Genomic DNA, 13,172 nt, shown 5'->3' with positions numbered 1-13,172 from the left:
GACAGCGCCTCGGCCAGCCCGCCCAGCTCGACGTGCACGACCAGCACCGGCTTGCCCGGCACCGCGGCGGCCGCCGAGCGCAGCGCCTCCGCCAGCTCCGCGTCGTCCGGCGAGCTCTCCCCGATGGCGGGGATGGCGGTGACCACGACGGCGTCGCAGGTGTCGTCCGCGAGGGCGTGGGCCAGCGCCCGGTGGAAGTCGGCGGCGGTGGCGGCGGTGGTCAGGTCCAGGGGGCGGGACGGCCGCAGCCCCTCCGCGAGACAGCGGTCGTAGGTGAGGATGCCGAGGGACTCGGAGTTGCCGAGGATGGTGACGCGCGGCCCGGCGGGCAGCGGCTGGCGGGCCAGCAGCAGCCCCGCGTCGACCAGTTCGGTGATGGTGTCGACCCGGATCACCCCGGCCTGCCGCAGCAGCGCGGACACGGTGGCGTGCGGGAGCCGGGTGGCCCGTACGGCGTGCCCCGGCGGGGCGGAGCCCGCGCCCTGCACCACGACGAGCGGCTTGGCGGCGGCGGTGCGCCGGGCGAGCCGGGTGAACTTGCGGGGGTTGCCGATGGACTCCAGGTACATGAGGACGACGTCGGTGTCGGGGTCGTCGAACCAGTACTGGAGGAGGTCGTTGCCGGAGACGTCGGCGCGGTTGCCGGAGGAGACGAAGGTGGAGACGCCCGTGACCCCGGTGACCCCTCCCCCGCGCCGGTGCAGCCGGGAGAGGAGGGCTATGCCGATGGCGCCGGACTGGGCGAACATCCCGATCCGGCCCGGCCGGGGCATCTCGGGGGCGAGGGAGGCGTTGAGCCGTACCTCCTCGGCGGTGTTGATGACGCCGAAGGCGTTGGGGCCGATGATCCGCATGCCGTAGGCCCGTGCCTGGCGGACCAGCGCCCGCTGCCGCTCCCGCCCCTCGGGCCCGCTCTCGGCGTACCCGGCGGACAGTACGACCAGCCCCTGCACCCCGTGTTCACCGCACTCGGTGACCACCGCGGGCACCGCGTCGGCCGGTACGGCGACCACGGCCACGTCCACCGGGCCCTCGATCTCCCGGACCGAGCGGTACGCGGGCACCCCGTCGACCTGCTGACAGCCGTCCGGGAAGGCGTTGTTGACCGCGTACAGCGGGCCCGCGTACCCCGCGTCCCGGATGTTGCCGAGCACGCTGCGACCTACCCCGCCGGACGCGCGGCCGACGCCGATGACGGCCACGGAGCCGGGGGCGAGCAGCCTCCGCACCGAGTGGGCCTCGGCGCGCTGCTCCCGCGCGAGCTGCACGGCCATCGAGCGGTCGGTGGGTTCGAGCCCGAACTCCAGCCGGACCACACCGTCCTCGAAGCTGCGTTTCTGGGTGTATCCGGCGTCGGTGAACACCTTGATCATCTTGGTGTTGGCCGGCAGCACCTCGGCGGCGAAGCGCCGGATGCCGCGCTCGCGGGCGACGGCCGCGATGTGCTCCAGCAGCGCGGAGGCGACACCCCGGCCCTGATGGGCGTCCTGCACCAGGAAGGCGACCTCGGCCTCGTCGGCCGGGGCGGAGGCGGCCATACCGTCGGCGCCGATGCGGTCGTAGCGTACGGTGGCGATGAACTCGCCGCCGACGGTGGCGGCGAGCCCCACCCGGTCCACGAAGTCGTGGTGCGTGAAGCGGTGCACGTCCTTGGCGGAGAGCCGCGGGTACGGCGCGAAGAAGCGGTAGTACTTCGACTCGTCGGACACCTGCTCGTAGAAGCTGACGAGACGGTCGGCGTCGTCCGCGGTGATGGGCCGGATGCGCGCGGTGCCGCCGTCGCGCAGCACCACGTCCGCCTCCCAGTGGGCGGGGTACTCGTGCCGGTCCTGCCGGTCCGCCGGGGTCTGCATGGGCCCCAGCGTACGGCTCGCGCGGGCGTACGGCGCGAGGCAGTGTGCGGGACACGGAAGTCGGGCCGAGGCCGTGGTCCGACGGCCGGTACGGAGAGGTTCCGGAGCGGTGAAGTGCCGCTCCGGGCACGGTTCCCCGTATGGGAAACTGGTCTAGACAACCTGAGAGACTGAAGGGCAGCATCACATGGCTGAGCGCCGCGTCAACGTCGGCTGGGCCGAGGGCCTCCACGCCCGCCCCGCTTCCATCTTCGTCCGAGCCGCCACGGCCACAGGCGTCCCGGTCACGATCGCCAAGTCCGGCGGCACCCCGGTCAACGCGGGCTCGATGCTGGCCGTCCTGGGCCTGGGCGCCCAGGGTGGCGAGGAGATCGTCCTCGCCTCCGACGCCGACGGCGCGGAGGCCGCGCTGGACCGGCTGGCCAAGCTGGTCGCCGAGGGCCTGGACGAACTGCCCGAGACGGTCTGACCCCATTCACGGCGGAAGCCGCGTCGCCCCTTCGGAGGCGGCGCGGCTTCTGCGTTTCCGCACACCGAATTCAGGCGCCACCAATAGCGCACCGCCGATAATTGACGGCACGCCGAAAGTGGGCAGCACAATTGCCCGGCACGCGAATATCCCTCTTTGTATACAGCGCCCGTGTTAATTCCGGAGTCCCGCTGTGTTTACAGGATGTTGCGCGTGCCGGGCGCGGTCGCCGGCGGGGGTGCGCAGCCGGTGGGCGAGGGTCGCGCGCTCGGTGTGCAGCGCCGTGACCGCCCGCGCGCGGTCGCTGTCGCCGCGCGCCACCGCGTCCACGATCGCGCCGTGCTCGACCCAGGTCTCCGGCGGGCTGACCGGACCCTCCACGCTGTACATCCATGCGATCTTGTGCCGGAGCTGGGTGAGCGCCGAGGTCAGCGCATGACTGCCGCACGCCTGGGCGAGCGTCTCGTGGAACCAGCCGTCCAGCGCGCGCAGGTCGTCGCTGTTGCCGAGCCTGGCCCGCTCCTGACCCAGCCTGACCAGGCCGCGCAGCACCTTCAGATGAGCCTCGGTGCGCCGCTGGGCGGCCCGCGCGGCGCCGAGCGGCTCCAGCAGCAGGCGCATCTCCAGCAGGTCGGCGGCCTCCTGCTCGGTGGGCTCGGCCACGCAGGCACCCGCGTGGCGCCGGGTCACCACGAAGCCCTCGGCCTCCAGCGTGCGCAGCGCCTCGCGGACGGGGACGCGGGAGACGCCGTAGCGGCGGGCGAGGACCTCCTCGGTGAGCCGGCCGCCGCGCTCGTGGATTCCGGCGACGATGTCGTCCCGGATCGCCGTGCACACCGAGTGCGCCGGAATACGCATGACCCACCTCCGCCTTAATGCCCGTGAAACGCCGGCCACAGCGCTTGTCCCGTGACTCTATGGCAATGCGCGAGGATTTCCGATGGCCTACCGGAATCCATGGCTATTTTTTGGACAGCGCCCGGAGGAAAGCGCGCAGCGAAAAGCCCCGGCCGGGTGGGCCGGGGCTTTTCGCGGGACCGGAGGGTCAGACGTTCACGCCGTGCTTGCGGAGGTAGGCGACGGGGTCGACGTCGGACCCGTAGTCGGGGCCGGTACGGGCCTCGAAGTGGAGATGCGGGCCGGTGACGTTGCCGGTGGCGCCGGACAGGGCGATCTGCTGGCCCGGAACGACGCGCTGGCCCACGCTGACGCCGATGGACGACAGGTGGCCGTACTGGGTGTACATCCCGTCGGCCATCCTGATCACGATCTCGTTGCCGTACGCGCCGCCCCAGCCGGTGGAGACCACGGTGCCGGCGCCGGCCGCGTGGACCGCGGTGCCGCTGGCGGCGTGGAAGTCGATGCCGGTGTGCGAACCGGAGGACCACAGGGAGCTGGAGGACTGGTAGGCGGTGGAGACGTAGGAGCCGGTGATCGGCATGACGAAGGAGTTGAGGCGCTCGCGCTCGGCCTTGCGGGCGGCGCGCTCCTTGGCCTCGCGGGCCCGCTCGGCGGCGGCGCGCTCGGCGGCCTCCTCGGCGGCCTTGCGCTCGGCGGACGCCTTCTGGGCGGTGGCCTGCGCGGCGATCTCGTCGGCGAGGGTGTCGCTGACGGCGATGACGGGGGTGAGGCCGGTGTTCTCGACGGAGTTGTCCGCGGCGAGCGCCGGGGAGGCCGCGAGGGTGCCGACGACACCGGTGGTGAGAGCCGCCACACCGGCCGCCGTTGCGGTGGTGCGCTTGACCCGGCCGGGCTTGCGGTGCTTCCCGGTGGCGCACATGAACGCCATGAGCAGGCTGTTCCTTTCCTTCCCTCTCGCCTACCGGGTTAGCTGACGGGTTCGGAGCAGGAAGGTCTCCTACGGCCGCCCTCGCTCACGCGCGGGCGCCCGATTCACCCCAGGGACTGCGTGGGTCCCCGGCTCCCCCTGCGGGGGACTCGGCGATGGCTGTCCGGTGCCGCGGGCGCGGCGCACTGCCTGACGAACAGCCCGGAAGAAGCTAAAGGGGACGGGAGCGGATCTTCAAACGGGTCCGGGCTTTTGTAGTGCATCCCACACGCCAGAGGGGTAACCTCCGCCCCAATCCGGACATTTGGTGACCGGTGTTCGAGGCCACTCCCGAACACAGGTGTGGGCCCTGACGACTTGTGCGCCGTCAGGACCCACTCCTGTGCGGCTACTCGGCCGAGACGACCTTGACCTCGCCGATGCCGAGCGCCTCGACGGGCTCCTTGATCTGGGCGGCGTCGCCGACCAGGACCGTGACCAGCCGGTCGGCCGGGAAGGCGTTCACCACGGCGGCCGTGGCCTCCACGGTGCCGGTGGCCGCGAGCGTGCGGTACAGCTCCGCCTGGAAGTCGTCGGGGAGGTGCTGCTCGACCTGGTCCGCGAGGGTGCCGGCGACGGCGGCGGCCGTCTCGTACTTCAGCGGGGCCACGCCGACGAGGTTCTGCACGGCCACGTCCCGCTCGGCATCGGTCAGACCCTCTGCGGCCAGCGTGTGCAGCACCGTCCACAGGTCCGCGAGCGCCGGGCCGGTGTTCGGGGTGTCCACGGAGCCGCTGATGGCGAGCAGCGAGGCGCCGGTGCCGTCCGGGGCGGAGCGCAGCACCTGGCCGAAGGCGCGCACGCCGTAGGTGTAGCCCTTCTCCTCGCGCAGGACCCGGTCCAGGCGGGAGGTCAGGGTGCCGCCGAGGCAGTAGGTGCCGAGCACCTGGGCCGGCCACACGCGGTCGTGCCGGTCGGAACCGATGCGGCCGATGAGGAGCTGCGTCTGCACGGCGCCGGGCCGGTCCACGATGACCACGCGGCCGGTGTCGTCGGCGGTCACCGGCGGCACCGGGCGGGCCTGGCCGGGCGTGCCGGACCAGGCGCCCAGGGTCTCGGCGAGCAGCGCGTCGAGGTCGATGCCGTCGAGGTCGCCGACGACCACCGCGGTGGCGGTGGCGGGGCGGACGTGGCGGTCGTAGAAGGCGCGTACGGCGTCCGCGTCGATCTTCTCGACGGTCTCCTCGGTGCCCTGGCGCGGCCGGGACATGCGCGCGGAGGCCGGGAAGAGCTCCTTGGACAGCTCCTTCGCGGCGCGGCGGGCCGGGCTGGCCAGCTCGTGCGGGATCTCGTCCAGGCGGTTGCGGACCAGGCGCTCGACCTCGCTCTCCGCGAAGGCGGGGGCACGCAGGGCGTCCGCGAGCAGGGTGAGGCCCTTCTCCAGGCGGGAGGCGGGCACCTCCAGGCTGAGCCGGACGCCGGGGTGGTCGGCGTGTGCGTCCAGCGTGGCGCCGGCCCGCTCCAGCTCGGCGGCGAACTCCTCGGCGGAGTCCTTGTCGGTGCCCTCGGAGAAGGCGCGCGCCATGATCGTGGCGACACCGTCGAGGCCGGCCGGCTCGGCGTCCAGGGGGGCGTCGAGCAGTACCTCCACGGCGACGACCTGCTGGCCGGGGCGGTGGCAGCGCAGCACCGTCAGGCCGTTGTCCAGCGTGGAGCGCTCGGGCGCCGGGAACGCCCACGGCTTGGCCTCGCCGGCCTGCGGCTGGGGGTGGAACTCCATGGGGGCGAGCTCGGTCACTTGGCCGTCTCCTCGTTGTCGTGGCCGGCCTCTACGGTGGCCTCGTGCTCCGGGTCGTCGGGCAGGTCGGCGTCCTCGACCGCCTCCGGGGACTTCGGCTCGTAGACGAGCACGGCGCGGTTGTCCGGCCGCAGGCGAGCCTCGGCGACCTCGCGGACCTCTTCGGGGGTCACCTCGAGGACACGCTGGACGGCCGTCAGGGCCAGCTGCGGGTCGCCGAACAGGACGGCGTACCGGCAGAGTTCGTCGGCGCGGCCCGCGACGGTGCCGAGCCGGTCCAGCCACTCGCGCTCCAACTGGGCCTGGGCGCGCTCCATCTCCTCCGGGGTCGGGCCCTCCTCCGCGAAGCGGGCCAGCTCCTCGTCGATCGCGGCCTCGATGACCGGGACCTCGACGTCGCCGGAGGTCTTCACGTCCAGCCAGCCCAGCGAGGGCGCGCCGGCCAGCCGGAGCAGCCCGAACCCGGCGGCCACGGCCGTACGGTCGCGGCGCACCAGCCGGTTGTAGAGGCGCGAGGACTCGCCGCCGCCGAGGACGGTGAGGGCGAGGTCGGCCGCGTCGGACTCGCGCGTGCCGTCCTCCGGGAGCCGGTAGGCGGCCATCAGGGCGCGCGCCGGGACCTCCTCGACGACGACCTCGCGCAGCTCGTCCCCGATGACCTCGGGCAGCGAGCCGTCGCGCGGGGCGGGCTTGCCGTCGTGGCCGGGGATGGAGCCGAAGTACTTCTCGATCCAGGCCAGCGTCTGCTCGGGGTCGATGTCGCCGACCACGGAGAGCACCGCGTTGTTGGGCGCGTAGTAGGTGCGGAAGAACGCGCGGGCGTCCTCCAGCGTGGCCGCGTCCAGGTCGGCCATGGAGCCGATCGGGGTGTGGTGGTAGGGGTGGCCCTCGGGGTAGACCATGGCGGTCAGCTTCTCGAAGGCGGTGCCGTAGGGGACGTTGTCGTAACGCTGGCGGCGCTCGTTCTTGACGACGTCGCGCTGGTTCTCCATCGACTCGTCGTCCAGCGCGGCCAGCAGGGAGCCCATCCGGTCGGCCTCGAGCCACAGGGCGAGTTCGAGCTGGTGGGCGGGCATCGTCTCGAAGTAGTTGGTGCGTTCGAAGCTCGTCGTGCCGTTGAGCGAGCCGCCGGCGCCCTGGACCAGCTCGAAGTGGCCGTTGCCCTTGACCTGGCCGGAACCCTGGAACATCAGGTGCTCGAAGAGGTGCGCCAGGCCGGTGCGGCCCGCGACCTCGTGGCGGGAGCCGACGTCGTACCAGAGGCAGACCGCCGCGACCGGGGTCAGGTGGTCCTCGGAGAGCACCACGCGCAGACCGTTGGCCAGGCGGTGCTCGGTCGCTGTCAGGCCCCCGGAGCCTGCCTGGGCTGTGGTCGTGTGACCCATGGGCATGTACGTCCCTTCGCAAGCGGTCGCGGTCGAGTGAAACCGCGGTTTTCCTGCCGTTCCTGCCACTGTATGCAAACCGCGCGAGGGCCCGGCGGAGTTCCCGCCCGACGTACGCCCACAGCGGATCGACTAGCCTGCGTCAGGCGTGCTCATGGCGAGCGCGCTCCCGGCCGGCAGACGGCGGTGGAGCGCCGGGCCGCCGAGCACCGGGGGCGGACCCGTGCGGACCGGGTCGCGGCCCGCGTTGTCAGTGCCCCGGTCCACAATGGTCCGCGTCCGATCCGTCCCACGCCTTCAGCAAGGAGCCGGCAGCGATGGCCCGCCGCAGCACCAAGACCCCGCCGCCCGACGACTCGTACGAGGAGAAGATCCTCGACATCGACGTCGTGGACGAGATGCGCGGCTCCTACCTCGAATACGCGTACTCGGTCATCTACTCCCGTGCTCTGCCGGACGCCCGTGACGGTCTGAAGCCGGTGCACCGCCGCATCGTCTACCAGATGAACGAGATGGGCCTGCGCCCCGAGCGCGCCTACGTGAAGTGCGCGCGCGTGGTCGGCGAGGTCATGGGCAAGCTGCACCCGCACGGCGACGCGTCGATCTACGACGCGCTGGTGCGCATGGCGCAGCCCTTCTCGATGCGCGTCCCGCTGGTCGACGGACACGGCAACTTCGGCTCCCTGGGCAACGACGACCCGCCGGCCGCCATGCGGTACACCGAGTGCCGGATGGCCGCCGCGGCGAGCCTGATGACGGAGTCGATCGACGAGGACACGGTCGACTTCGCGCCGAACTACGACGGCCAGGAGCAGGAGCCGGTCGCCCTCCCCGCCGCCTTCCCGAACCTGCTGGTCAACGGCTCCTCCGGCATCGCGGTCGGCATGGCGACGAACATGCCGCCGCACAACCTGCGCGAGGTCATCGCGGCCGCCCGCCACCTGATCAAGCACCCGAACGCGGACCTGGACGCCCTGATGCGCCACGTCCCCGGCCCCGACCTGCCCACCGGCGGCCGGATCGTCGGCCTGGACGGCATCCGGGACGCGTACGCGAACGGCCGCGGCTCCTTCAAGATGCGGGCGACGGTCGCCATCGAGGCGGTGACCGCCCGCCGCAAGGGCCTGGTCGTCACCGAGCTGCCCTTCGCGGTCGGCCCGGAGAAGGTCATTGCGAAGATCAAGGACCTGGTCAACGCGAAGAAGGTCCAGGGCATCGCGGACGTCAAGGACCTCACCGACCGCGAGCACGGCCTGCGCCTGGTCATCGAGATCAAGAACGGCTTCGTGCCGGAGGCGATCCTGGAGCAGCTCTACAAGCTGACCCCCATGGAGGAGTCCTTCGGCATCAACAACGTGGCGCTGGTGGACGGCCAGCCGCTCACGCTGGGCCTCAAGGAGCTGCTTGAGGTCTATCTCGACCACCGCTTCGAGGTCGTGCGCCGGCGCAGCGAGTTCCGCCGCACCAAGCGCCGCGACCGGCTGCACCTGGTCGAGGGCCTGCTGACCGCGCTCGTCGACATCGACGAGGTCATCCGGGTCATCCGGTCCAGCGAGAACTCCGCGCAGGCCAAGGAGCGCCTGATGGAGCGCTACGGCCTGAGCGACATCCAGACCCAGTACATCCTCGACACGCCGCTGCGCCGCCTCACCAAGTACGACCGGATCGAGCTGGAGGCGGAGAAGGACCGACTCAACCAGGAGATCGAGGAGCTGACCCGCATCCTGGAGTCGGACGCGGAGCTGCGCAAGCTGGTGTCGGGCGAACTGGCCGCCGTGGCCAAGAAGTTCGGCTCCGACCGGCGTACGGTCCTGCTGGAGTCCGCGGCCTCCCAGGTGGCCACGGTGCCGCTCCAGGTGGCCGACGACCCCTGCCGGGTACTGCTGTCCTCGACCGCGCTGCTGGCCCGTACGACCGGCGCCGATCCGGTTCCGCAGGAGGGCGGCCGGGCCAAGCACGACGTGATCGTCTCCTCGGTGCCGGCGACCGCGCGGGGTGAGATCGGGGCGGTGACGTCGAGCGGGCGCCTGTTGCGGATCAACGTGGTCGACCTGCCCCAGTTGCCGGACACCGCGACCGCGCCGAACCTCTCCGGAGGGGCGCCGCTGGCCGAGTTCGTGTCCCTGGAGGGCGACGAGACCGTGGTCTGCCTGACCACGCTGGACGAGACCTCGCCGGGCCTCGCGATCGGCACCGAACAGGGCGTCGTCAAGCGGGTGTTGCCCGACTATCCGTCCAACAAGGACGAGCTGGAGGTCATCACCCTGAGGGAGGGTGACCGGATCGTCGGCGCGGTGGAGCTGCGCACCGGCGAGGAGGACCTGGTGTTCATCTCCGACGACGCCCAACTCCTGCGTTACCAGGCGGCCCAGGTGCGCCAGCAGGGCCGTCCGGCGGGCGGTGTGGCGGGCATCAAGCTCACCGAGGGCGCGAAGGTGATCTCGTTCACGGCGGTCGACCCGGCCGTCGACGCGGTGGTGTTCACGGTGGCGGGCTCGCGGGGCACGCTGGACGACTCGGTGCAGACGACGGCCAAGCTGACCCCGTTCGACCAGTTCCCGCGCAAGGGCCGGGCGACCGGCGGTGTGCGCTGCCAGCGCTTCCTGAAGGGCGAGGACTGCCTCGCGCTGGCCTGGGCGGGTCCCGCCCCGGCGCGGGCGGCACAGAAGAACGGGCTGCCGGTGGAGCTGCCGGAGCCGGACCCGCGCCGCGACGGCTCGGGGACGTCGCTGGCGAAGACCGTGTCGGTGGTGGCCGGGCCGGTGGTCTAGCCGGGGCTCGGGGTGTGCCCGGCGCTGCGGTGCCGGGCACCGCGGTGTGCCGGCTTCACGGTGTGCCGGGCTCGTCCTCGGAGCCCGGCACGTAGCGGAGCACGCCCCACATGGCCTGCTCGTCGGTCTCGTCGGCGGCGCCTCGGCCGGCGTCCAGTTCCTTGCCGAGGGTGTCGGCGTCGATGCCGGTGCCGATCAGGACGAGCTGGGTGAGGCGGTCCGCGCCGGGCGGCCAGGGCTCGGGCCGGAAACGCAGGAAGCGGCCGACGGCGTGTACGGCGTAGCGGTTGGCGGGGTCGTGGGCGCCGAAGTCGACGTATCCCTTGATCCGGTACAGGCCCTCCGGGCGGCCGTCCAGGAAGCGCATCAGGGCGCGGGGGTCCATGGGGGTGTCCGAGGTGAAGGACAGGGTGTCGTAGGCGGAGTGCAGGTGGGCGGCGTGGGCGTCGGGTTCGCCGTCTCCTTCGTGGCCGTCGTGGCTGTGCAGGTCGTCGAAGGAGAGCTGGCCGACGCGCTCCTCGCCGGGGCGGCAGTCGAAGAGGAACTCCGGGTCGATGCGGCCGTAGGTGGCGGGGAGTACGGCGCCCTCGGTGAGTCCGCGGACCAGGCCGAGGACGCGGTCGGCGTGGGGTGCCCGGTCGAGCTTGTTGACCACGACGAGGTCGGCGAGGGCGAGGTGCCGGTCGATCTCGGGGTGCCGGGTGCGGGTGTCGTCGAACTCGGCGGCGTCCACCACCTCGACGAGCCCGCCGTACATGATCTCCGGCTGTTCACTGGCCAGCACCATCCGCACCAGCTCCTGCGGCTCGGCGAGCCCGCTGGCCTCGATGACGATCACGTCGATCCCGGCGGCGGGGGCGGCGAGCCGAGCCAGGTAGGTGTCCAGCTCGCTCGCGTCGACCGCGCAGCACAGGCAGCCGTTGCCGAGCGACACGGTGGAGTCCCCGAGCGCCCCGGCGACGGCCATCGCGTCGATCTCGATCGACCCGAAGTCATTGACGACGGCCCCGATCCGGCTGCCTCCACTGCGGTGCAGCAGGTGGTTGAGCAACGTCGTCTTCCCGGACCCCAGGAACCCGGCCAGCACGACGACCGGAATCTGCGCACTACGGCTGTTCGCCAACGGGTGGCACCCTTCCCACGCTTCTCGCCGGGCGCGGCACCGGCGTGGGGCGCCCGGAGGACAGACTGTCCGACCAGGATACGAAGGGTGCGACGGCCTGCGGCGGCCCGACGGGCGGCCTCAGCGAGGGGGCCTCAGATACCGGCGGGCACCGGCGTCGGCGCCGGGACGGGCACGGGCGCATCAGGGCCGACGTAGCGGGCCACCGGGCGGATGATCTTCGGGTCGGCCGCCTGCTCCAGGATGTTGGCGCTCCAGCCGACGACGCGTCCGGCGGCGAAGGTGGGGGTGAACATCTCCCTGGGCAGCCCGCACAGTTCCATGACCACTCCGGCGTAGAACTCGACGTTGGTGTGCAGTCCACGGCCCGGCTTGAGTTCGGCGAGGATCGCCTCGACGTGCCGCTCGACCTCCACGGCGAAGTCGACGCGCGGGCCGCCGAAGCCGAGGGCGATCTCTCGGAGCATGCGGGAACGGGGGTCCTCGGTGCGGTAGACGGCGTGGCCGAAGCCCATGATCCGGTCACCGGCCAGGACGCGTGCACGGACCCAGGGGTCGATCCGGTCCGGGGTGCCGATCGCGTCGAGGGTGTCGAGGGCGCGGCTGGGCGCTCCGCCGTGGAGGGGTCCGGAGAGCGCGCCGAGGGCGCCCACCAGGCAGGCGGCCGTGTCGGCGCCGGTGGAGGCGATGACGCGAGCGGTGAAGGTTGACGCGTTGAATCCATGGTCAATGGTTGAGACGAGGTATTGCTCGACCGCACGGGCTTGTCGAGTCTCGGGTTCCTCGCCGGTCAACATGTACAGGTAGTTGGCGGCGTACGGCAGATCAACGCGGGGCTCGACCGGCTCCAGTCCCCGCCCCAGCCGGTACAGCGCGGTCAGCAACGTGGGTACGGCGGCACAGGCGGCGAGAGTGTCCGCGCGGCGCCGCCCGGCGTCGATGTCGTACACGGGCCGGAAGCCGCGGGCCGCGCCGAGCAGGGACAGGGCCGTACGGAGTCCGGCGAGCGGGCCGGCGACGCGGCTCGCGGCGGCTACGGCGGGCAGCGCCTCGCGGACCTCCTCGGGCAGGTGCCGCAGTTCGGCGACCTCGGCGGTGAAGGCGGCCCGCTGCTCGGGGGCGGGAAGGTCGCCGTGGACCAGGAGGTGCCAGACGTCCTCGAAGCCGCGGGTGCGCGCGAGTTCGACGGCGGAGTACTGGCGGTAGTGGTAGAAGCCCTCGGCTCCCCGGACGTCGCCGATCTCCGTGTCGGTGACGACGACGCCGGCGAGTCCACGCGGTGCCTGGACGAGGGGTGCGGTCCTGTTGCTGGCCATGATGTTCCTCCCTGAACTTGATCCGACTGTCCATGCTTGACCGGTTTCCTGTCAATGTTGATTGACTCAATGCTGCCCGTCCATCTGTCCAGAGAGGGCTACGGTGACCCTCATGCGCGCTCACGAACTCGCCCCCGGCCGGCCCGAAGGGCGGCTGACCACCAAGGAGACCGCCGAATTCCTCGGCGTGAAGCCGGAGACGGTCTACGCCTACGTGAGCCGGGGACTGCTCAGCAGCAGACGGGAGCCCGGCAGCCGCGCCAGCACCTTCGACGCGCAGGAGGTGACGGCCCTGGCCCGGCGCAACAGGCGTGAGGCGGCGGCGACTTCGGCATCCGGCGTCGACCTGTCCGTACGGACCGGCATCACGTTGATCGAGGAGGACCGGTACTACTTCCGTGGGGTCGATGCCACGGAACTGGCCGTGCGTCACTCGTTCGAAGAGGTGGCGGAGTGGCTGTGGACCGGCCGGCTCGTCCCCGGCGCTTCCTTCACCGCGCCGGAATCAACCGTTGACGCCGCCCGTCGGGCCGTCAACGCCCTGCCCGGACACGCCTCCCCGACCGACCGCCTGCGCGCGGCGGCCATCGCCGCGTCGGCCGAGGACCCGCTGCGCTTCGACCTGTCCGAGGAGTCCGTACTCGGCGCGGGGCGCGTGCTCATCCCCACGCTCGTCGGCGCCCTCCCCC

General features: G+C 72.1%; 10 protein-coding genes and 1 riboswitch. Of the genes, 3 read left to right on the top strand and 7 right to left on the bottom strand.

What is annotated here, in order from left to right; translation table 11 throughout:
- A partial coding sequence (locus CCN33_RS23105) for a GNAT family N-acetyltransferase (protein ID WP_140394632.1) occupies positions 1-1,853 on the bottom strand: 1,853 nt, incomplete at its 3' end.
- A gap of 187 nt (positions 1,854-2,040) precedes the next feature.
- Here CCN33_RS23105 and CCN33_RS23095 point away from each other — a divergent pair.
- Positions 2,041-2,322: an HPr family phosphocarrier protein gene (locus CCN33_RS23095; protein ID WP_086695433.1), complete on the top strand. Its 282-nt coding sequence runs from the start codon at positions 2,041-2,043 to the stop codon at positions 2,320-2,322.
- Between the two features lie 174 nt (positions 2,323-2,496).
- On the opposite strand, the gene CCN33_RS23090 is transcribed toward CCN33_RS23095, so the two are convergent.
- From CCN33_RS23090 to CCN33_RS23075, 4 genes are all read right to left on the bottom strand, one after another.
- Positions 2,497-3,180 (bottom strand): GntR family transcriptional regulator, encoded by a 684-nt coding sequence (locus CCN33_RS23090; RefSeq protein WP_086695432.1) that lies wholly within the window; start codon positions 3,178-3,180, stop codon positions 2,497-2,499.
- 187 nt (positions 3,181-3,367) lie between these two features.
- On the bottom strand, positions 3,368-4,111 hold the full coding sequence (locus CCN33_RS23085) for a M23 family metallopeptidase (protein ID WP_086695431.1): 744 nt from the start codon (positions 4,109-4,111) through the stop codon (positions 3,368-3,370).
- Positions 4,112-4,123: 12 nt separating this feature from the next.
- Positions 4,124-4,276, bottom strand: a riboswitch (cyclic di-AMP (ydaO/yuaA leader).
- 223 nt (positions 4,277-4,499) lie between these two features.
- The gene (locus tag CCN33_RS23080) at positions 4,500-5,888 is read right to left on the bottom strand and encodes a M16 family metallopeptidase (RefSeq protein ID WP_086695430.1); all 1,389 of its coding nucleotides are present in this window, start codon (positions 5,886-5,888) and stop codon (positions 4,500-4,502) included.
- On the bottom strand, positions 5,885-7,279 hold the full coding sequence (locus CCN33_RS23075; protein WP_086695429.1) for a M16 family metallopeptidase: 1,395 nt from the start codon (positions 7,277-7,279) through the stop codon (positions 5,885-5,887). The genes CCN33_RS23080 and CCN33_RS23075 overlap by 4 nt, the downstream gene beginning before the upstream one ends.
- Positions 7,280-7,590: 311 nt before the next feature.
- Here CCN33_RS23075 and CCN33_RS23070 point away from each other — a divergent pair, with 311 nt between their 5' ends.
- Positions 7,591-10,044 carry a DNA gyrase/topoisomerase IV subunit A gene (locus CCN33_RS23070; RefSeq protein WP_086695428.1) on the top strand — a complete coding sequence of 818 codons (2,454 nt, stop codon included), beginning with the start codon at positions 7,591-7,593 and terminating at the stop codon, positions 10,042-10,044.
- 55 nt (positions 10,045-10,099) lie between these two features.
- Here the strand turns inward: CCN33_RS23070 and CCN33_RS23065 are convergent, their stop codons facing one another.
- Together CCN33_RS23065 and CCN33_RS23060 are read right to left on the bottom strand one after the other, a co-directional pair.
- A complete protein-coding gene (locus tag CCN33_RS23065) occupies positions 10,100-11,167 on the bottom strand; it encodes a CobW family GTP-binding protein (protein WP_086695427.1) in 1,068 nt (355 codons plus the stop codon).
- 134 nt (positions 11,168-11,301) lie between these two features.
- Positions 11,302-12,483, bottom strand: coding sequence for a citrate synthase/methylcitrate synthase (locus CCN33_RS23060; protein ID WP_086695426.1), 1,182 nt, complete (start codon positions 12,481-12,483; stop codon positions 11,302-11,304).
- A gap of 112 nt (positions 12,484-12,595) precedes the next feature.
- Here CCN33_RS23060 and CCN33_RS23055 point away from each other — a divergent pair.
- The coding region (locus CCN33_RS23055; RefSeq protein WP_140394631.1) for a citrate synthase at positions 12,596-13,172 on the top strand (577 nt) is incomplete at its 3' end.

This window comes from Streptomyces recifensis (assembly GCF_002154615.1).
Taxonomy (GTDB): domain Bacteria; phylum Actinomycetota; class Actinomycetes; order Streptomycetales; family Streptomycetaceae; genus Streptomyces; species Streptomyces griseoluteus.
Note: the sequence above shows the minus strand (reverse complement) of the source record. Positions and strands in the feature narration are given on the sequence as shown.

What these genes read in the sequence shown, in the direction of transcription:
- CCN33_RS23095 (WP_086695433.1), top strand. Translation starts at nt 2,041, where the DNA reads ATGGCTGAGCGCCGCGTCAACGTCGGCTGGGCCGAGGGCCTCCACGCC.
- CCN33_RS23090 (WP_086695432.1), bottom strand. Translation starts at nt 3,180, where the DNA reads ATGCGTATTCCGGCGCACTCGGTGTGCACGGCGATCCGGGACGACATC.
- CCN33_RS23085 (WP_086695431.1), bottom strand. Translation starts at nt 4,111, where the DNA reads ATGGCGTTCATGTGCGCCACCGGGAAGCACCGCAAGCCCGGCCGGGTC.
- CCN33_RS23075 (WP_086695429.1), bottom strand. Translation starts at nt 7,279, where the DNA reads ATGCCCATGGGTCACACGACCACAGCCCAGGCAGGCTCCGGGGGCCTG.
- CCN33_RS23070 (WP_086695428.1), top strand. Translation starts at nt 7,591, where the DNA reads ATGGCCCGCCGCAGCACCAAGACCCCGCCGCCCGACGACTCGTACGAG.
- CCN33_RS23060 (WP_086695426.1), bottom strand. Translation starts at nt 12,483, where the DNA reads ATGGCCAGCAACAGGACCGCACCCCTCGTCCAGGCACCGCGTGGACTC.